The following is a 19,739-nucleotide window of genomic DNA, read 5'->3' as shown; positions in this document are numbered from 1 at the left end:
GTCAATCTAGACCATCGAGATCAGTATGTAGAGAGGATGTGTGCAATTTGTGCGCAAGCTTTGAGACTGATTTCGCCGGGGGTGGCCTGCGGCGGTCAGGTGAGGGGAGAGGAGGCCGGCAAGTCCTGGTCGGCGGCCCAGGAGGCCAGGATGCGCAGCCGTTCGTGGGTGGGGGAGCCGGGCATGGCCGTCCAGACCGTCAGATTCTGGTCGGGGTCGGTGTTGGCGGTGAGGGTGTCCCAGTCCAGGACGAGTTCGCCGACGACCGGATGGTTGAGGGTCTTCGTGCCGACGGTGCGGGCGGCGACGTGGTGATCGCCCCACCAGCGGGCGAACTGCTTGTCGCGCAGGGACAGTTCGCCGACCAGCTCGATCAGGCCGGGATCCTCGGGGTACTTCGCGGCCTCCATGCGCAGTTGGGCGACGGCGATGTGAGCGGAGGTCTCCCAGTCGGCGTACAGGGTGCGCATGGCCGGATCGGTGAAGATGATCCGCGGGTAGTTGCGGTGCTTTTCCGGAATGCGGGAGAAGTCGGTGACCAGGGCGGCCGCCAGCGCGTTCCAGGCCAGGATGTCCCCGCGCCGGCCCTGCACGATGGCGGGGGTGGCGGTGAGGTCGTCCAGGACCCGCTGAAGCTGCGGCTGGACCTTCTGCCGGCCGCGTCGCCGGGTGCGGGTGGTGGTCTTGCCCGCGAGCTGGAAGAGGTAGCCGCGCTCGTCGTCGTCCAGGTGGAGCACCCGGGCGAGGACGTCCAGCACGGGTGCCGACGCCTGCATGCGGCCCTGTTCCAGCCGGGTGTAATAGTCGGTGCTGATGCTGGCCAGCTGGGCGACCTCCTCGCGGCGCAGCCCCTGCACCCGGCGGGGTTTGCCGGTCTCGGGCAGTCCGACCGCGCGCGGGCTCAGCTCCGAGCGGCGTTTCTTGAGGAATTCTCCCAGCTCATTGAGGGGGACGTTGGCGGTCATGCTTCCCAGCATGACACCGATTCCACCTGGGAAAGGGGGGAGAAATCCCTCCCAGGATGTTCCCTTCCCAGGATGAATTCCTCCGCTTTTCGCACCTGCTCCCGCGTGTGAGGCTCGACATCGATCCGGCCGATTCCGACCACGGCTGAAGCACACCCATCCCCGCACGAAGGAAGCACCCATGCGCGGAGCAGTCATCCACGCCCCCGGCGACGTGCGCTTCGAGAAACGCGACGACCCGAAGATCCTCCACCCGACCGACGCGGTGATCCGTACGGTCGCCACCTGTGTGTGCGGCTCGGACCTGTGGCCCTACCGCGGGGCGGAACCCATCGGCGACCCGCACCCGATGGGGCACGAGTACGTCGGCATCGTCGAGGAGGTGGGCGGAGAGGTCACCCACGTCAGGCCGGGCCAGTTCGTGGTCGGCTCCTTCGCCACCTCGGACAACACCTGCGCGAACTGCCTGAACGGCTGGCAGTCCTCCTGTCTGCACCGCGAGTTCATGAGCAGCTGCCAGGCCGACTACGTGCGCATCCCCAACGCCCACGGCACCCTCGTCGCCACCGACGAGCACCCGGACGGCCGGTTCGTGCCGAGCCTGCTCGCCGTCTCCGACGTGATGGGCACCGGCTGGTACGCGGCCCACGCCGCCGAAGTGAAGCCCGGCTCCACGGCCGTCGTGGTCGGCGACGGCGCGGTCGGCCTGTGCGGCGTCATCGCCGCGCGCGAGTTCGGGGCCGAGCGGATCATCGCGATGAGCCGGCACGAGTCGCGCCAGAAGCTCGCCTTCGAGTTCGGCGCCACCGACGTCGTCAGCGAACGCGGCGACGAAGGCATCGCCCGCGTCAAGGACCTCACCGGCGGCATCGGCGCGGACTCCGTACTGGAGTGCGTCGGCACCGCCGAGTCCATGCGCCAGGCCCTGCACTCGGCCCGCCCCGGCGGCAACGTCGGCTTCGTCGGCGTCCCGCACGAGGTGGCCGTCGACGGCGAGGAGCTGTTCTTCTCCCATGTCGGCCTGCGCGGCGGCCCCGCCCCCGTACGCCGCTTCCTGCCCGACCTGATCGACCGCGTCCTGTCCGGCCGGATCGACCCGGGCAAGGTCTTCGACCTCACCCTGCCCCTCGACCAGGTCGCCGAGGGCTACAGGGCGATGGACGAACGCCGCGCGATCAAGGCGCTCCTCAAGCCCTGACCAAAAGGTGCCGACGCCCTGACCGCGGGGTCCGGGGCCGGGGCCGCATGCCAGGCCACGCGGCCCCGGCCCCGGAACCCGACCCGGAACCACCCCCCTCACGCAAGGACCCACCATGACGACCTTCGCCCTCGTCGGCGCCGGGCCGGGCCTCGGGCTGGCCACCGCCCGCCGCTTCGGAGCGGCCGGCCACGCCGTCGCCCTCGTCGCCCGCACCGCGCAGAAGCTGGACGAACTGACGGCCGACCTCGCCCGTGACGACATCCAGGCCCGGGGTTTCACCGCCGACGTCCTCGACACCGAGTCCCTGACCACGGCCCTGCACACGGCCGCGGCCGACCTGGGGCCCATCGAGATCCTCCAGTACAGCCCGGTGCCGCACGCCGACTTCATGAAACCGGTCCTCGACACGAGCGCCGACGACCTCGACGCCCCGCTCGCCTTCTCCGTCAAGGGCCCCGTCACCTGCGTGAACGCCGTTCTGCCCGGCATGCGCGCCCTCGGCCGCGGCACGCTGCTGTTCGTCAACGGCGGCAGTGCCGTACGCCCCAACCCGAAGGTCGCCGGCACCTCGATCGCCTTCGCCGCCGAGAGCGCCTACGCCCGCATGCTGCACGACACGCTCGCCCCGGAGAACATCCACGCCGCGCAGCTGATCATCCCCGGGGCCATCCGGCCCGACGCCGAGCACAGCAGCCCCGACGCGCTGGCGCAGCGGCTGTACGGCATCCACCAGCGGCGGGACGGCTTCCGGCACTACTCCGAGCCCCTGCCCGACTAGTCACTGGACGGCCCCGTGAACCCCGCGCCCCTTCGCGCTCTCGCCCGCGCCGCCATGGCCATCACAGTCCTGCTGGCCGCGGCGGCCTGCAGCGACACCTCGCCGGCCTCCCCGCACCACACATCCTCCGCATCCTCCGCCCGGCGGCAGACACCGACGGCCGAGGCACGCACCACACCGTCCGACAGGAACACCGCCATGGACATCCGGGTCACCCTCGACGGCCGCCCCGTCGACGCCGCCTTGAACGACAGTCCTGCCGCCCGTGACTTCGCCGAACTGCTCCCGATCACCCTGGACTTGGAGGACTTCCACCAGACGGAGCGGATCGCCGACCTGCCGCGCAGGCTGACCACCTCGGGCGCTCCCGAGCCGCGCGCGCCGAAGGCCGGTGACCTGACCTACTACGCGCCTTGGGGCAATTTGGCCGTCTTCTACCGGGACGGCGACTCCGCCAACGCCGACCTGCTCATCCTCGGCCACATCGACGCCGGCACCGACCGGCTCGCCGGGGCCGAACGGATCACCATCGAAGCCGCGCCCTGATCCGGCCCCACCGCCCGCCCCGCAGGGGGCGCCATCGCAAGACCACGTCCACGCAAGGAGACACCACACGCATGCCTTCCGCATCCGGGACCACCCCCGGCAAGCTCCCCTTCGTCGTCTGGGTGCTCGCCGCCGGCACGTTCCTGATGGGGACCACCGAGTTCGTCGTCGCCGGTCTGCTGCCGGAGCTGGCCGGTGACCTCGGAGTCGGCGTCTCCCACGCCGGCCTGCTGATCACCGCCTTCGCCATCGGCATGATCGTCGGCTCGCCGACCATGGCCCTGGCGACCCTGCGGCTGCCGCAGCGCCGGACGCTGATCCTGGCCCTGTCCGTGTTCTGCCTCGGACACCTGGTCGCCGCCCTCAGCACGTCCTTCACGGTCGTCCTCGCGGCCCGGGTCGTCACGGCCCTGGCCACCGGAGCGTTCTGGGCCGTCGGCTTCGTCGTCGCCACCACCGCCGCGGGCCCGCCCAACGCCACCCGCGCCACGGGCGTCATGATCGGCGGCCTGACCCTGGCCAACGTCGTCGGCGTGCCGATCGGCTCCTTCGCCGGCCAGTTCACCGGCTGGCGCGGCCCCTTCTGGGCCCTGGCCGTCCTCTCCGGGCTCGCCGCCGCGTTCATCGGCCGTTTCATCCCGGCCCGGGAGCAGCGCGTCGAGGTGTCCGTCCGGGCCGAGGTCCGGGCGCTGCGCCAGGTCCGGCTGTGGCTGGCGCTCGCCGCCGCGATGCTGATCATGGGTGGTGTCCTGGCGACGTACACCTATGTCACGCCGCTGCTGACCGACCGCGCGGGCGTCCCCGCGGGCGCCGTACCGCTCGTCCTCATCGCCTTCGGCGTCGGCGCCCTGGGCGGCACCACCACGGGCGGCCGACTGGGCGACCGACGTCCGATGGTCACCACCCTCACGGCCGCCGCGGCCACGGCCCTGGTCCTGTTCCTGATGATCCCGCTGTCCGGCAACCCGGTGACGGCGACCCTCCTGGTCTTCCTCATGGGCCTGGCCGGCTTCACGGTCAACCCGGTCGTCACCGCGCTCGCCATGCGCTTCGCCGGTGACGCCCCCACCCTCACCTCCTCTCTGACCACCTCCGCCTTCAACACCGGCATCGCCGCCGGTTCGTTGATCGCAGGACAGGCCCTGGACTCCTCCCTCGGCCTGACCGGCCCGCCCCTGGTAGGCACCGTCATCGCCGCCCTCACGCTGCTGCCCCTGCTCGCCCTCGCCGTCCACGGCCCTTCCGGCAAGGGCCGGATCGTGGCCCGGAGCAGCGCGTCCACGCCACGGCGCCGCGACGAACCCGCGCGGGCGCCCTCGCAGTACTGACCCGGGCGCAGCCTCCTCGCGCAGTCCGCACTCGAATGGAGACCACGACGTGAATCCCACCTACGACTTCACCGGCCAGGTCGCCCTCGTCACCGGCGCCGGCGCCGGTATGGGCCTGGCGACCGCCCGCGCGTTCGCCGCGTCCGGAGCCGCCGTCGCCCTCACCGACATCGACGAAGCGGCCCTGAACGCCGCCGTGAAGGAACTCACCGACGCCGGCCACCGCGCCCTCGCCCTCACCTGCGACGTCAGCGACGAGGACCAGGTCGCCGCCGCCGTCGACCGCACGGTCGAGACCTTCGGCCGCCTCGACATGGCGTACAACAACGCGGGCATCCAGATCCCGCCCAGCGACGCCGCCGACGAACCCGCCGAACGCTTCGACCGGGTCAACGCCATCAACCTCCGCGGCGTATGGGCCTGTATGAAGCACGAGCTGCGGCACATGCGCGCCCAGGGCAGCGGCGCCATCGTCAACTGCTCCTCGCTCGGCGGTCTGGTCGGCCTCCCCGGCCGTGCCTCCTACCACGCCTCCAAGCACGGCGTCATCGGCCTGACCAGCAGCGCAGCCCTCGAATACGCCCCGCGCGGCATCCGCGTCAACGCCGTCTGCCCCGGCACCATCGACACCCCGATGGTCAGCGACATGATCGCCAAGGGAGAGCTCGACCGGGCGGAGGCCGAGGCCAACCAGCCGATCAACCGCCTCGGTACGGCCGAGGAAATCGCCCAGGCCGTCCTGTGGCTGTGCAGCCCCGGAGCGAGCTTCGTCCTCGGCGTCGCGCTCCCCGTCGACGGCGGCTACGTCGCCCGCTAGGCACGGCGCCCACCTAAAGGGGGAGAAAAGTCTCCCTGTCACGAGCGTCGCCGGTGGTGCGAGACTCCCCACGTGACCAGTCGCCGCCGCCGAGGCGCGCGGTCGCCCATCCCCCCGCGGTGACGACGATCCAGTCTCCCGCCCCGCTGCTGTGTACGGCCGATCCGTCCGCGATACGAAGGCGTACGTATGTCAACTCAACTCCCTGAGTCCGCCGTTCCACCCCCCACCGGAGCCGGCGAGTCCTCCCCGGCGCCCACTCGGCGCACCTTCATCGCCACCAGTGCCGCGGTCGGCGGCGCCGTCGTGGCCGGAGGGACGCTCCTCACGGGCCCGGAAGAGGCCACCGCCGCCGAGGCACCGCCGTCCAGCCGGGTTTCTCTGACCGTCAACGGCACCCGCCGCACCGTGACGGTCGACAACCGGACCTCGCTGCTGGACCTGCTGCGCGAGCACTTGGACCTGACCGGCTCCAAGAAGGGCTGCAACGCCGGTGCCTGCGGTGCGTGCACGGTGCTGGTCGACGGGCAGCGGGTCAACTCCTGCCTGACGCTGGCCGTCAGGCTGGAGGGCGCCGAGGTCACCACGATCGAGGGCCTGGCCGAAGGCGACCGGCTGCACCCGTTGCAGCAGGCGTTCATCGACGAGGACGCCTTCCAGTGCGGCTACTGCACGCCCGGCCAGATCGTCTCCGGCGTCGGCTGCATCCAGGAAGGCCACACCGGCTCGCCGGAGGAGATACGGGAGTGGATGAGCGGCAACATCTGCCGCTGCGGCTGCTACGTCAAGATCGTGCGCGCGGTGGAGCAGACCGCGGGCCGGAAGTGAGGAACGGCCGCCATGCATCCCTTCTCCTACACCCGCGTCTCCGACACCCGTGAGGCCCTCGACGCCGGTCGAACAGGCGGGCGTTACATCGCCGGGGGCACCACCCTGGTCGACCTCATGCGCGAGACCGTCGAACGCCCCGGTGCCCTCGTCGACATCAGCGGTCTTCCGCTGCGCGACATCACCGTCACCGAGCGCGGGGGGCTGCGCATCGGCGCCCTGGTGACCATGGCCGAGGCCGCCGGCCACACCAAGGTGCGCACCCTGTATCCCGTCGTCTCCGAGGCGCTGGAGCTGAGCGCGTCGGCGCAGCTGCGGAACATGGCGACCATCGGCGGCAACATCATGCAGCGCACCCGCTGCACGTACTTCCGTGACGTGACCGCCGACTGCAACAAGCGCGACCCCGGCTCCGGTTGCGCCGCGCTGCACGGCGTCAACCGCACCCACGCCATCCTCGGCACCTCCGACGCCTGCGTGGCCACCCACCCCTCCGACGCCGCCGTGGCCTTCGCCGCCCTGGAGGCCCGGGTGCACCTGCTGGGCCCGGACGGGGCACGCCAGGTCCCCTTCACCGACTTCCTGTTGCGACCCGGCAGCACACCGCAACGCGAACAGGCACTGCGCAAAGGCGAGTTGATCACCGGGGTGGAGATACCGGCCCTTCCGCGCCCGCTCAGGTCCGGCTATCTGAAGGTCCGCGACCGGCAGTCCTACGAGTTCGCCCTGACGTCGGCGGCCGTCGCGCTGCACGTACGCGGCGGGGTGATCCGCGAGGCCAAGGTCGCCGCCGGGGGAGTGGGCACCGTGCCCTGGAAGCTGCCCGCCGTCGAGCACCACCTCGTCGGTGAACGCCCCTCGGGGACCCTCTGGGCGGCCGCTGCCGCGAAAGCGGCGGACGGCGCCCGTCCCCTTCAGCACAACCGGTTCAAGGTCGAGCTGCTCAAGCGCACCGTCGAACGCCAGCTGCGCGTCGTAGGAGGTACCAAGTGAGCCCCCAGCCGCAGGCAGCCGTGGGCGCGCCGCTGTCCCGGGTGGACGGCCGGCTGAAGGTCACGGGCCAGGCCCTGTACGCCGCCGAGCACGACGTCGACGGAGCCGTGCACGCCGTCATCGTCGATGCGAGCGTCGGCCGTGGCCGCATCACCGGCATCGACACCCGCGCGGCCGAAGCCCTGCAGGGCGTGCTGAAGGTCATCCACCACGGCAACGCGCCGAAGCTGCCGTACCGCGACAACCCCGGGTCCAACAACCCTCCGGAGGGGCGGCGACTGCGCGTCTTCCAGGACGACCGCGTCCGCTTCCACGGCCAGCCGGTCGCCGTCGTCGTGGCCACCACCCTGGAGGCCGCCCAGCACGGTGCGAGCCTGGTCGAGGTCGACTACGACGCCGAACAGCCCTCGACCGACCTCACCGAGGCCCAGCCGGACGAGCCGACCCGGTACGCGCGCGGCGACGCCGAAGCGGCCCTGCGCACGGCGGCCGTACGGCTGGACCTGACGTACCGCACGGCCCGTAACCACCACAACCCGATGGAGCCGCACGCCACCATCGCCCGCTGGAACGGCGACAAGCTCACCGTCTGGGACAAGACCCAGTGGGTGGTGGGCACCCAGGCCGAACTCGCCGCGGTGTTCGGCCTGGAGACGGACGCGGTGCGCGTCATCTCCCCGTTCGTCGGCGGCGGGTTCGGGACGGCGCTGCGCTGCTGGCCGCACGTGGTCGTCGCCGCGCTGGCCGCCCGCGAGACGAAGCGTCCGGTCAAGCTGCTCCTCAGCCGCAAGCAGATGTACCTCGGCACCGGTTACCGGCCCTCGTACGACTACCGCCTCCGCCTGGGCAGCGACCGGCGCGGCCGGCTGGCCGCCGCGGTCCACGACCTGGACGCCGAGACCTCCTCGTACGAGAGGTTCACCGAGGCCATCCTGGCGGCCGGGCAGATGCTCTACAGCATGCCCCACGTGAGCCAGGCGTACCGGACGGTGCCGCTGGACCTGCCCACGCCGCTGTACATGCGCGGCCCCGGCTTCCAGACGGCGTCCTTCGTCATCGAGTCGGCGATGGACGAACTCGCCCACGAACTCGGCGTCGACCCGATCGAACTGCGCCGGCGCAACGAGCCGAGTGAGGACGAGTCGTCCGGTCTGCCGTTCTCCACTCGCCGCCTGCGCGAGTGCTACAGCGTCGGTTCCCGCGCGTTCGGCTGGGACCGCCGCAACCCCAGGCCCCGCTCCACGCGCGACGGCGACTGGCTGATCGGCCTGGGCATGGCCGCCGGCGTCTACGACACCGCGCGCATGCCCGCTCAGGCCCGGGCCCGCCTGGACGCCGACGGCACGGCGCTGGTCGAGGCCGCCGCCACCGACATGGGCCCGGGGACGTACACCTCCCAGACGCAGGTCGCCGCCGACGCCCTCGGACTGACCGTGCGCACGGTCACCTTCCGGCTGGGGGACTCCCTCTACCCGCCGACCCCACCGCACGGCGGTTCGATGACCATGGCCAGCGTCGGCTCCGCCACCCTCGACGCCTGCAACAAGGTCCGCCGTCAGGCGATCGAACTGGCCGTCGAGGACCGCGAGTCGCCGCTGCACGGCGTACCGGCCGACGACATCGTCGTACGCAACGGCCGACTGCACGTGAAGAACGACCCCACGCGCGGGGAGACGTACCGGCGGCTGCTGACCCGCAACGACCGCACCCACCTGGAGGCGGAGGGCTCCTTCGCGCCGCCGTCGGGCCGGGAGCGGCACTCCTTCTACGGCTACAACGCGACCTTCGCCGAAGTGGCCGTCGACGCGACCCTGGGCCTGGTGCGGGTGCGGCGAGTGCTCGGCGTGTACGACGCGGGCCGCATCATCAGCCCCAAGCTCGCCGACAGCCAGGCCCTCGGCGGCATGGTCGGCGGAATCGGCACGGCCCTGCTGGAGCACACCCTCACCGATCACCGCGACGGCCGGATCGTCAACGCCAACCTCGCCGACTACCTCGTGCCCGTCAACGCCGACGTCCCCGACCTCAAGGCGATCTACCTGGACGGCGAGGACCGCGAGGCCGACCCGCTCGGCGTCAAGGGCCTCGGCGAGCTCGTGATGATCGGGGTGGCGCCCGCCATCGCCAACGCGGTCTTCAACGCCACCGGCCGCCGCGTCCGTGAACTGCCCATCACGGCCGAGGCGTTGCTCTGACCCGGGCACCTCGGGCCGACCGGGGCCGGGGTCTGCTCCGGCTCCGGTTCCGGGCCGCCGCCGCATGACGTTTCCCCGGCGTCGTGGCGGCGGCCCGCTCACCTGCCGATCCTGGTCCCGCTGTGGAGGACCGCCATGCTGAACATCGCGGACACGCTGCACCGCTGGTGCCGCGAGGCCCGCCCCTTCGCCCTCGCCACCGTCGTCGGCGTGCACGGCAGCGCCCCGCTGCCGACCGGTACGTCGGTCGCGGTGGACGAGGACGGCAACGCCGTCGGCAGCATCTCCGGCGGCTGCGTCGAGGGAGCCGTCTACGAGCTGTGCCGACAGGTGCTCCGCGACCGGGGCGCCCCGCAGCGGGCCTGGTTCGGCTACTCCGACGACGACGCCTTCGCCGTCGGCCTGACCTGCGGCGGCGAACTCGACGTCTTCGTCCAGCGCATCGACCCCGCGGCCCGGCCGCACCTGCTCACCGCCCTCTCAGCGGTCACTCGAGGCAGACCGGTCGCCGTGGCACAGGTCCTGGACGGCCCGGAACACCTCCTCGGCTCCACACTGAGCGTGCTCGGCGGTGACCATGCCGCCCACGGACGGGTGGACGACGGCCCGGCGAACCGGGCCGTGGCCGAACACGCCAGGGCCCTGCTGCGGGCCGGCCGCACCGCCCGCGCCGACATCGGCGGGGAGGCGGACGGCTGCCGCGAACGGCTGTCCGTCCTCGTCCACGTCCATGCGTCCCGGCCCCGCCTGCTGGTCTTCGGCGCCGTCGACTTCGCCGCCGCCCTGAGCCGGGCCGGCCGCTTCCTCGGCTACCACGTCACCGTCTGCGACGCCCGCCCCGTCTTCGCCACGACCGCACGCTTCCCGCACGCGGACGAGGTGGTGGCCGACTGGCCCCACCGCTACCTGGAACACACCGAGGTGGACGAGCGCACCGCCGTCTGCGTCCTCACGCACGACGCCAAGTTCGACATCCCCCTGCTGCGCCTGGCACTCGGCCTGCCCGTCGCCTACGTGGGGGCCATGGGCTCCCGGCGCACCCACGCCGAGCGCCTGCGGCTGCTGCGCGAGGAGGGCGTCACCGACGACCACTTGGCCCGCCTGCGCTCCCCGATCGGCCTCGACCTCGGAGCCCGCACGCCCGAGGAGACGGCCGTCTCCATCACCGCGGAGATCATCGCCCAGGCCAACCAGGGCACGGGGCGGCCGCTGACCCGCAGCACCGGCCCGATCCACCGGCCGCCGAGGGTGCCGGGCAGCACGTAGGCCGACTGTGCTGACCGGCTCCTCGGACGGACGCGGGGGCTCACATCACGCGGGTCGGATCCCGTGGGGTGGGGGACGGGGCGCTTCCGGCGGCGTTCCGTGCGGTGGGCCGGGCGTGGAAGAGGCCGCCCGGCCACCACCACCAGCGGCCCAGGTCGAGGGCGAGGGCGGGTACCAGGACCGTACGGACGAGGAAGGTGTCCAGGAGGACGCCGATGCCGACCAGGACGCCCATCTGGGCCATCGTCACCAGCGGCAGGCCCGCGAAGATCGCGAAGGTCGCGGCCAGGACGACGCCGGCCGAGGTGATGACGCCCCCGGTGCTGGTCAGGCCCTCCAGGACGCCGCGGTCGTGGCCCAGCCTCTCGGCCTCCTCCTTCACCCGGTGCATGAGGAAGATGTTGTAGTCGATGCCGAGGGCCACCAGGAACACGAAGCCCATCAGCGGGATCGACCAGTCGACGCCCGCGAAGCCCAGGACGTGCTCGAAGAGGAGGTTCGAGGCGCCGAGGGCCGCGAAGTACGACAGCACGACCGTGACCAGGAGCAGCAGCGGGGCGATCAGGGCCCGCAGCAGCAGGATCAGGACGCCCAGGACGACGAGGAGCACGATCGGGACGACCGTCGTCAGGTCGCGGTCGGCGGCCCGCTGGGTGTCGAGGGCCTCCGCGGTGGTGCCGCCGACCAAGGCCTCGGCGCCGTCGACCTGGTGGACTGCCCCGCGCAGGGAGTCGATCGTGTCCTTGGCGGCCTGGCTGTCCGGAGCCTGCTTCAAGACCACCGACAGCGAGGTGAGTTCACCGTCCGGCGTGCGGGCGGTGTCGTCCTCGACCCGGGCCACCCCGTCCACCGCGGCCGCGGCGGCCCTGACCTCGGCGGTCCGGTCGGTGCGGGTGACGACGTCCGCCGGGTCGGAGGCGCCGGAAGGATAGTGCGCCGAGATCCTTTCCTGTGCCACGACCGACTCGGGCTTGTCCTGGAACATCTCCGCCTGGGTGAGGCCCATGGTGATGCCCGTCGCGCTCAGCGCGAGCACGCCGGTGACGGCGACCGACATCAGCCACGACCAGCGGGGACGCAGGGCGACCCGGGCCCCGATCCGGGACCAGATGGTGCGCTGCTCGCGGAAGGGCGTGCCCTGGTGCGGGACGAAGGGCCAGAACACCCAGCGGCCGGTGATGACGAGCAGCGCCGGGAGCACGGTGACCATGGCGAGGAAGCCGCAGACGACACCGACCGCGCCCACCAGCCCCAGGGAGCGGGAGGAGTTGATGTCGGCGAACGCCAGGCAGGACAGGCCGATGGCGACGGTGGCGGCGGAGGCCAGGATCGCCGGTCCGGAGCGGCGCAGCGCGATCCGCATCGCCTCGTGGCGGTCCTCGTGGCGGTGCAGTTCCTCGCGGTAGCGGGCGATGAGGAGCAGGGCGTAGTCCGTGCCGACGCCGAAGACGAGGACCATGAGGATGCCCGCGCTCTGCGGGTCGACCGGAAGCCCGGCGTGCTTCGCGAGCAGGTACGTCACGACCTGGGTGAGGACGGCCGCGAAGCCCACCGACACCAGGGGCAGCAGCCACAGGACCGGGCTGCGGTACGTGAGCAGCAGGAGGACGGCCACCACCAGGCCGGTGGCCAGCAACAGAGTCGAGTCGAGGCCGTCGAAGACCGCCACCGAGTCGGTGAGCGAGCCGGCGGGACCGCCGACCTCGACGTCCACGCCGGGCGGGGCGTTGGCGCCGGCCACCTCGCGCAGCTCGTCGACCTTGCCGGTGATGTCGTCCTCGCTGTCCAGCGGGACGATCGTCATCACGGCCTTGCCGTCCTCGGACGGGATCGGCCGCGAGACGTCCTGACCGGTGGGGACGTACCGCGCGAAGGCGTCCCGGTCGGTCCGCGCCGCGGCTTGTGCCCCGTCGCCGGTGTAGACGACGACGGCCGGCATCACCGTGTCCGTACGGAACCTCTCCAGTTCCGTGTTGACCCGCGCGGACTCCGCGCCGCGCGGCAGGAAGGCGTTGGGCCCGGATTCCTCGACGTCGCCGAGCTTGCCGGCCAGCGGGCCGAGGGCGACGGCCAGGATCAGCCAGGCCGCCAGGACCAGCCACTTGCCGCGGCGTCCGCCGGGCGCGCGGGCGACGTGCTGGAACAGCACACGCATGAGTAGTCTCCTTACGCAGGGAAGCGCGCCGCCGGCCGTTCGACGACCGGCACCAGGGCGCACGGGGCCCGCACCACGGCGCTTGCAGGTGTGACGACCTGCCGTGGTGTACGGGTGGGATGTGTCCTGAGGGTGTGTTCTTCCTCCGTACGGCCGGGAGTTGCCGCTCCCGGCCGTACGCGTCTCTCGGTGCGCCCCGGGGCGCTATTCGATCTCGCGCATCATCTTCTCCATCGAGGAGACCGCCAGCCGGGTCTGCGTCAGCTCGTCGAGGGTCTGCCGCTGTTCCTCGGCGGTGCGGCGCTGCAGTTCCACGGTGTCCTCGAGAAGCCGGGCGTACTTGGCCGCGAGCTCCTTGTACTGCTGTTCGCGTGCGGCCAGCATCCGGGCCCGCCAGGTTGCGGCGACCTGCCAGACGATCACGATCAGCAGAGTGAAGATCCCGGCCGCGCCCACGGCCCCGACCAGCGCGCTCACGGTGTCGGCGCTGTCGGCGAGCGTCACCTGTTCCCCATTCACTTCGCTTCCTCTTTCTCGGCCTCGGTCTTCTCGGCCTCGCTGAGCGTCGCGGACGCCCGGGCGATGACGGCGGGTGTCAACTCGTAGAAGAACGGCGTGACGTCGAAGTACTTCATGGCCTTGCCGTCCTCCGCGAGTTCGAGCGTGCCGACGACCAGTCCGGCCGCTTCCAGCCGCTGCAGGTGCATGTGCAGCAGCGGGCGGCTGATCCCGATCTCGCGTGCCAGCGCGCTGACGTAGTTCCGGCTCTCCAGCAGCGCCGCGACGATCCGCATGCGGTGCGGGTTGCCGAGCGCGGACAGCACCTTCAGCAACTCGTCGCCCGTCGGTGCCGGAGGCGGGACCTCGGGCATCGCGGCCCCTTTCCGTCGTACCTGTCAGAAAAGGCTGACAGTGCCGTCTGTCACCTGTCAAAGATTCCTGACACATCTCAGGGGCGGATGGGGGATGGATCGGGGAGGTGTCGGGGATGTCTCAGGGTTACCCGGGATCTTCATGACTGCCGGACCGCGGGCACATCGCTCCGATAGCATGTTCGGTCATGTGACGATCCACCTCCTTACAACTGACAAATCGAATAAAACAATTGATATCTATAACTACGCGGATTTTCTCGCGCATAAGACGCGGAATCACGTTCACCGCCCGGCCTCGACCCCGGACGATGCTGTGGGCCACAGCAGGTGTGGTGGGCCTCGGCTTTCTCATCGCGCTGGAGATCGCCGCGCGCCGCATCGGCGTGCCCGGGCCGATCACCTGCCAGGTGCAGGAGGTGATCGTCGCTCCCAAGTCGGGCTTCCTGCTGTACGCCGCCATGGCGCTGACCATGGTGGTCCTCCCCCGGCGGCAACGGTTCATCGCCTTCGGTGTGGCACTCGGCATCGACGCCGTCTTCCTGGTGGTGCGCTGGGCGGTCGGCGCCGAGCTGGGGGATGCCCATCCCTTCGGCAACGGCGCGTTGTGGGTGATCCTGGGCTGCGGGGTCATCGCGGTGACACGCCGCACCGGCCCGGAACGCGTCCTGCTGCTGAAGGGTGTCGGACTGGGCCTGCTGCTGGTGGCCGGCCGCAAGGCCGGTGACACCTGGCTGATCATCACCTCGAAGACCCGCCCGATGGTGCTCGACCCGTACGTGGCGACCGCCGACCACGCGCTGGGCAACCCGTCGTGGCTGGTGGGCCGGATCGTCGAGGCCACCGGCCAGGCCGGTGCCATCGCCCTCGAAACCGTCTACGGCCAACTGGCGGTGGCCGCCGTCGTCGTCGCGCTCTACCAGCTGCGCAACGTGGCCGCCGAGCGCCGCTTCCCGCGCCACCACCTGGTGCGGACCTTCCTGGTCATCGGACTTCTCGGGCCGGGCATCTACATGATCTTCCCGGTCGTCGGCCCGGTCTTCGCCTACGGCCCGGGCGCCTCCGGCACCGGCGGCCTGGAGTGGGCGGTGGCCAACCTGTGGCCGGACCTGCCGCCACCGACCGACGTCGTCCCGCACGAGGTGCTGTACGACGGGATCACCCCCCGCAACTGCATGCCCAGCCTGCACACGGCGTGGGCCGTCGCGATCTTCATCCATTCCCGCAGGGGCCCACGCGTGCTGCGCCACGCGGGCACGTTCTGGCTGATCGCCACGCTGACCGCGACGCTGGGATTCGGCTACCACTACGGCGTGGATCTCGTGGCCGGCGTGGTGTTCACGGTCACGATCGAGGCGGCCCTGCGCTCGCTCGAACGCGGCTGGGACCGCTCCGGAATCCAGCTGGTCACCTACGGAGTGGCCGTCTTCACCGCGATGCTGCTGTCCTATCGCTATCTGCCGATGGAGATGGCCGCGCGTCCGTGGCTGTTCGGACCGCTGCTCCTGCTGGCGATGGCCTCGGTGATCTACGGCTACGTACGGACCACCAACCAGTGGGAGACGAAGGCCGTGCCGGCGCGGCAGCCGGCGCCGGAGCACGAACTGGTCAGCGGGTGAGGAGGACCGTCAGGGCGCTCACGGTGCCCGCGCCGGCGAGGAGGGCGCAGGCACAGGCGGCGTGGCGGCGCAGCAGGGCGTGCCGGAGGCAGGTGTAGCGGCTCTCGTACTCCTGCCGTAGCTCCTCGGCCCGCCGGACCGTGCCGTGGAGCAGCTGACGGGTGACGTCCAGGCGTCGGCGGACGTAGTGGCCGGTGAGTTCCTCGGCCTGGGCGGTGGTCAGCCACGGCATCCCCGCGCAGAGTTCCTCCGCCTCGCGCCGTGCCTGATCGAGATGGAGGTGCGCGAGGAGATAGCCCTCGGCCTCGTCGGCCAGCGCGTGCCGCGGGTTGCCGTACGGCACTTCACGGCCGCCGCGTCTCACGTCCGCCGGCCCTTGTGCCCGCCGGGCTCGACGACATCGCGTCGGCCGGTGTTCTCCGCCTCGTCCAGCTGGGCCACGTCGGGATGGTGCAGGTCGAAGGCGGGGGACTCGGAGCGGATCCGCGGCAGGGTGACGAAGTTGTGCCGTGGGGGCGGACACGACGTCGCCCACTCCAGGGAACGCCCGTAGCCCCAGGGGTCGTTGACCTCGACCCGCTTGCCCTCCTGGGCGGTCTTCCACACGTTGTACAGGAACGGCAGCGTGGACAGGCCCAGCAGGAACGCGCCGATCGACGAGACGGTGTTCAGCCAGGTGAAGCCGTCCGCGGCCAGGTAGTCGGCGTACCGGCGGGGCATGCCCTCGGCGCCCAGCCAGTGCTGCACCAGGAACGTCGTGTGGAAGCCGGTGAACAGTGTCCAGAAGTGGACCTTCTCGATGCGGTTGTCCAGCATCGTGCCGGTCATCTTCGGCCACCAGAAGCTGAAGCCGCCGAACATGGCGAACACGATCGTGCCGAAGAGCACGTAGTGGAAGTGGGCGACCACGAAGTAGGAGTCGGTCACGTGCCAGTCCAGGGGCGGCGAGCCGAGGACGACCCCGGTCAGACCGCCGAAGAGGAACGTCACCAGGAACCCGGCCGCCCACAGCATCGGCGCCTCGAAGGACAGCGAGCCCTTCCACATGGTGCCGATCCAGTTGAAGAACTTCACCCCCGTCGGTACGGCGATCAGATACGTCATGAAGGAGAAGAACGGCAGCAGCACCGCGCCGGTGGCGAACATGTGGTGCGCCCACACCACCACGGACAGCCCGGCGATGGCGATCGTGGCGCCGATCAGGCCCGTGTAACCGAAGATCGGCTTACGGGCGAAGACGGGGATGATCTCGCTGATCACGCCGAAGAACGGCAGGGCCAGGATGTACACCTCGGGGTGGCCGAAGAACCAGAACAGATGCTGCCAGAGGATCGCGCCGCCGTTCTCCGCGTTGAACACCTGCGCCCCGAAACGGCGGTCGGCCTCCAACGCCAGCAGCGCGGCGGCCAGCACCGGGAACGCCAGCAGCACCAGCACCGAGGTGAGCAGCACGTTCCAGGTGAAGATCGGCATGCGGAACATGGTCATGCCGGGGGCGCGCATGCAGATGATCGTGGTGATGAAGTTGACGGCGCCGAGGATGGTGCCGAACCCGGACAGGGCCAGGCCCATCAGCCACAGGTCCCCGCCGACCTGGGGGGTGCGCTCCCCGCCGCTCAGCGGCGTGTAGGCGGTCCAGCCGAAGTCCGCGCCGCCCTGCGGGGTGAGCAGACTGCCGAGCACGATCAGGCCGCCGAAGAGGAACAGCCAGTACGAGAACATGTTCAGCCGCGGGAACGCCACGTCCGGGGAGCCGATCTGCAACGGCATCACCGCGTTGGCGAACCCGGCGAACGTCGGCGTCGCGAACAGCAGCAGCATGATCGTGCCGTGCATGGTGAACGCCTGGTTGTACTGCTCGTGGGACAGCCACTGGATCCCCGGCCGGGCCAGCTCGGCCCGGATGGCCATCGCCAGCGCCCCGGCGATCAGGAAGAAGACGAACGACGTGATCAGGTACAGATGCCCGATCTTCTTGTGGTCCGTCGTCGTCATCCAGGAGACGATCACCTGGCCCGGACCGCGGCGCCCCGCCGCCGGTACCGGAGCGACCGGTTCGGTAAGTGTCGCCATGAGCTCCTCGATCGGCAGTGCGTGTCCCGACCCGGCGGAAACTAGTCCCGCAGCTCCGCAACAGCCGCCCGACGTGGTGCTCCTCTGAGCCGAACGGCCGAGCGGTCCATGCGAACGAGTGGTGTCGCGTCCCGGAGTAACTCCTGCGAGACGCCCCGTGCGTCATGCGCTGTCCAGGTCGGTGGTGAGTTCCTCGTGCCAGTGGAGGGAGACGCGCTGGTCGAGGATCGTCGCCGCCGCCACCGGGAGGGGGAGGTGGAGGAACTCGCGCAGCGCGTGGGCCGCCCCGGCGCGTGCGTCCCACGCGGTGAGGTCCTTGGGGGAGACGGGGGCGCTGTCGCCGTCCGCCAGGAGCCGCCGGGTCGCATGGGTCTCTGCGGCCAGGGTGCGCATGCGCGAGTCCAGGGGACCGTCAGGGGCGCAGGCGACGGGCAGGCCGCGGTGGATCCGGTCGAGGGCCTCGGCCACCTCCGGGTAGGTGTCGAGATGCGTCTCCGACGCCAGGCGCGACAGTTGGGCCGCGACGGCGGCGCGCAGACGCTGCGGCGGTGTGCGCTCCACGAGGCCGGCCAGATCCAAGTCCCGTACCTGGGAAGGGAATCCGCAGTCCTCCGCCCTGGGGAGGTTGTCCAGCAGGGGGAGCAGCAGGGCACTGGTCAGCTCCGCCGGGCCCTCCTCGTCCGGGTCGTAGGCGATGCCGAAGTCCTGCCGCAGTACGGCCAGGAAGCGGGTGTACGCGGCGGTCGAGCCGGGCCAGAGGTCCACGCCGAGCCGCCGCGCATCCGGTCCGCCGGAGCTGTTGCCCTCGCGCGGCGACATGACGCGCCGGATGTCCTCCTGAGGACACGGCACGCCGTCCTCGGCGAAGGTGAGCACGACCTCCGGGCCGTGCCGGGTCAGGACCGCCACACGCGTGCCGGCGGACAGGGCACGCAGCACCTCCGGCCGGGCGAACTGCGCGGCGCCGCCCTCCAGCGTGGTGTACGCCCAGCCGCCGGCCCCGCCCGCCCGGACCAGGGGCCGGTGCGCGGCCCACGCGGACTGCGCCGCCCGCTGGGCCTGCCGGCGGTCGCGCGGCCGCACGGTGGCGGGGACCGCGCCGAGCCGGCGCAGCATCTCGGCCGGCGTCAGACCGGCGGCGAACGCGACGTCCGGCTGGTCCGGCAGCGGGGCGGGCCGCGGCCGGTGGGTACGGACGAAGAAGAGCCGCTGCGTCCCTTCCTGCCGGGGCGGCGACGGAGGACCACCGGCGGCGTCCGGGAAGACCGGGCGCTGGGGGGCCGGCGGGTCCGACTCCGGCTCGGCGAGCGCGGCGGCCCACGCCAGTGCGGAGACCGCCTCGGCGGGCACGGTCCGCTCCTCCTCCCACCCCAGCTTTCCGGCCACGGCCACGGGGACGTGGTCGAGGAAGGGGCGACCGCCCTCCAGGGCGTCCGCGAGGTCGGCCAGAACATGACGCAGCGAGGGCCAGTGCGCGAACGAGCGCATCTCGTCGTCGAAGCGGCGGCCCACCTGTCCGTAGTGGGGCCCCGGGCGGCAGGCGAGGAACAGGCCGTCCGAGGCCCGCCGGCCGATGCCCAGGGTCAGGGGCAGCCCGGCCTCAGCCACCCCGAGGCTCCGCAGGAAGGTCGTGTTCCGCACGATGTCCGCGACACCGCACAACGGGCCGTAGGACGACAACTGAACTGCGCCGTCGTCGGGTTCCACCCCGTCGTGGCACCGCAGCGAGGCCACCAGATCCGGGTGGAACGGCACGCCGAGCGTGCGCTCCGCGTCCTCGATGCCGGCCTGCGCCGCGGGCGGGCGCAGCGTGGCGTGGGAGAGGGGAGCGTGCCGGGCCAGCCAGGCGTCGACGCGGGCCCAGGACTCCTCGACGGCGGGGATGCTCATGGCAGCGGACCCTACGCCGGACCACTGACAGCGCCCCCGCCTTCCTGGTGCCGCAGCGTCGGAATCCCGCCGATTTTGCGGACGTGGCGTACGGCGAGGTGAGCGACGACGCGAGCGGCGCGAGAATGGTGAGGGCCTGGCGACGTCCGCGCGGCAGCTCCGGCGAAACGATCCTCCGGACCCGCGCCGCGGGGACGGAAGCGCACCGCAGAC

Annotated in this window: 17 protein-coding genes; 10 read left to right on the top strand and 7 right to left on the bottom strand. The window is 71.5% G+C overall.

Annotated features, from left to right (window positions below):
• Positions 1-95: 95 nt before the first annotated feature.
• Complete coding sequence (locus ACZ3I3_RS13725; RefSeq protein WP_467364719.1) at positions 96-977, bottom strand: helix-turn-helix domain-containing protein; 882 nt, start codon at positions 975-977, stop codon at positions 96-98.
• 169 nt (positions 978-1,146) lie between these two features.
• Between ACZ3I3_RS13725 and ACZ3I3_RS13720 the strand changes: the two genes are divergently transcribed.
• The 9 genes from ACZ3I3_RS13720 (at position 1,147) to ACZ3I3_RS13680 (ending at position 10,917) form a co-directional block, all read left to right on the top strand.
• On the top strand, positions 1,147-2,163 hold the full coding sequence (locus ACZ3I3_RS13720; RefSeq protein WP_467364717.1) for a zinc-dependent alcohol dehydrogenase family protein: 1,017 nt from the start codon (positions 1,147-1,149) through the stop codon (positions 2,161-2,163).
• A 115-nt stretch (positions 2,164-2,278) separates the two neighbouring features.
• A complete protein-coding gene (locus tag ACZ3I3_RS13715) occupies positions 2,279-2,944 on the top strand; it encodes an SDR family NAD(P)-dependent oxidoreductase (protein ID WP_467364715.1) in 666 nt (221 codons plus the stop codon).
• A 54-nt stretch (positions 2,945-2,998) separates the two neighbouring features.
• Entirely contained in the window at positions 2,999-3,490 is a 492-nt protein-coding gene (locus ACZ3I3_RS13710; RefSeq protein ID WP_467364713.1) for a cyclophilin-like fold protein, read from the top strand.
• A 71-nt stretch (positions 3,491-3,561) separates the two neighbouring features.
• Positions 3,562-4,818, top strand: coding sequence for an MFS transporter (locus ACZ3I3_RS13705; protein WP_467364711.1), 1,257 nt, complete (start codon positions 3,562-3,564; stop codon positions 4,816-4,818).
• A 49-nt stretch (positions 4,819-4,867) separates the two neighbouring features.
• Positions 4,868-5,635 carry a glucose 1-dehydrogenase gene (locus tag ACZ3I3_RS13700; protein WP_399413372.1) on the top strand — a complete coding sequence of 256 codons (768 nt, stop codon included), beginning with the start codon at positions 4,868-4,870 and terminating at the stop codon, positions 5,633-5,635.
• Positions 5,636-5,824: 189 nt separating this feature from the next.
• Entirely contained in the window at positions 5,825-6,463 is a 639-nt protein-coding gene (locus ACZ3I3_RS13695) for a (2Fe-2S)-binding protein (protein WP_467364709.1), read from the top strand.
• Between the two features lie 12 nt (positions 6,464-6,475).
• On the top strand, positions 6,476-7,456 hold the full coding sequence (locus ACZ3I3_RS13690; protein ID WP_467364707.1) for an FAD binding domain-containing protein: 981 nt from the start codon (positions 6,476-6,478) through the stop codon (positions 7,454-7,456).
• Positions 7,453-9,651 carry a xanthine dehydrogenase family protein molybdopterin-binding subunit gene (locus ACZ3I3_RS13685; RefSeq protein WP_467364705.1) on the top strand — a complete coding sequence of 733 codons (2,199 nt, stop codon included), beginning with the start codon at positions 7,453-7,455 and terminating at the stop codon, positions 9,649-9,651. The genes ACZ3I3_RS13690 and ACZ3I3_RS13685 overlap by 4 nt, the downstream gene beginning before the upstream one ends.
• A 135-nt stretch (positions 9,652-9,786) precedes the next feature.
• Entirely contained in the window at positions 9,787-10,917 is a 1,131-nt protein-coding gene (locus ACZ3I3_RS13680) for an XdhC family protein (RefSeq protein WP_467364704.1), read from the top strand.
• A 40-nt stretch (positions 10,918-10,957) separates the two neighbouring features.
• Here ACZ3I3_RS13680 and ACZ3I3_RS13675 read toward each other — a convergent pair whose 3' ends face one another.
• The 3 genes from ACZ3I3_RS13675 to ACZ3I3_RS13665 form a co-directional block, all read right to left on the bottom strand.
• On the bottom strand, positions 10,958-13,072 hold the full coding sequence (locus tag ACZ3I3_RS13675) for an MMPL family transporter (RefSeq protein ID WP_467364702.1): 2,115 nt from the start codon (positions 13,070-13,072) through the stop codon (positions 10,958-10,960).
• Between the two features lie 204 nt (positions 13,073-13,276).
• Positions 13,277-13,591 (bottom strand): hypothetical protein, encoded by a 315-nt coding sequence (locus tag ACZ3I3_RS13670; RefSeq protein WP_467364700.1) that lies wholly within the window; start codon positions 13,589-13,591, stop codon positions 13,277-13,279.
• Positions 13,588-13,944: an ArsR/SmtB family transcription factor gene (locus tag ACZ3I3_RS13665; protein ID WP_467364698.1), complete on the bottom strand. Its 357-nt coding sequence runs from the start codon at positions 13,942-13,944 to the stop codon at positions 13,588-13,590. The genes ACZ3I3_RS13670 and ACZ3I3_RS13665 overlap by 4 nt, the downstream gene beginning before the upstream one ends.
• Positions 13,945-14,255: 311 nt before the next feature.
• On the opposite strand from ACZ3I3_RS13665, the gene ACZ3I3_RS13660 reads away from it, so the two are divergent.
• Positions 14,256-15,563 (top strand): phosphatase PAP2 family protein, encoded by a 1,308-nt coding sequence (locus tag ACZ3I3_RS13660; RefSeq protein WP_467364696.1) that lies wholly within the window; start codon positions 14,256-14,258, stop codon positions 15,561-15,563.
• Here ACZ3I3_RS13660 and ACZ3I3_RS13655 read toward each other — a convergent pair.
• From ACZ3I3_RS13655 to ACZ3I3_RS13645, 3 genes are all read right to left on the bottom strand, one after another.
• The gene (locus tag ACZ3I3_RS13655; protein WP_467364694.1) at positions 15,553-15,927 is read right to left on the bottom strand and encodes a hypothetical protein; all 375 of its coding nucleotides are present in this window, start codon (positions 15,925-15,927) and stop codon (positions 15,553-15,555) included. The genes ACZ3I3_RS13660 and ACZ3I3_RS13655 overlap by 11 nt on opposite strands.
• The gene (gene ctaD, locus ACZ3I3_RS13650) at positions 15,924-17,636 is read right to left on the bottom strand and encodes an aa3-type cytochrome oxidase subunit I (protein ID WP_467364692.1); all 1,713 of its coding nucleotides are present in this window, start codon (positions 17,634-17,636) and stop codon (positions 15,924-15,926) included. The genes ACZ3I3_RS13655 and ctaD overlap by 4 nt, the downstream gene beginning before the upstream one ends.
• Before the next feature lie 162 nt (positions 17,637-17,798).
• Positions 17,799-19,526 carry an SMI1/KNR4 family protein gene (locus ACZ3I3_RS13645; protein ID WP_467364690.1) on the bottom strand — a complete coding sequence of 576 codons (1,728 nt, stop codon included), beginning with the start codon at positions 19,524-19,526 and terminating at the stop codon, positions 17,799-17,801.
• Positions 19,527-19,739: the final 213 nt, after the last annotated feature.

It is taken from the genome of Streptomyces sp. NPDC016851 (assembly GCF_055562795.1).
This window is presented reverse-complemented; position numbering and strand designations above follow the sequence as displayed.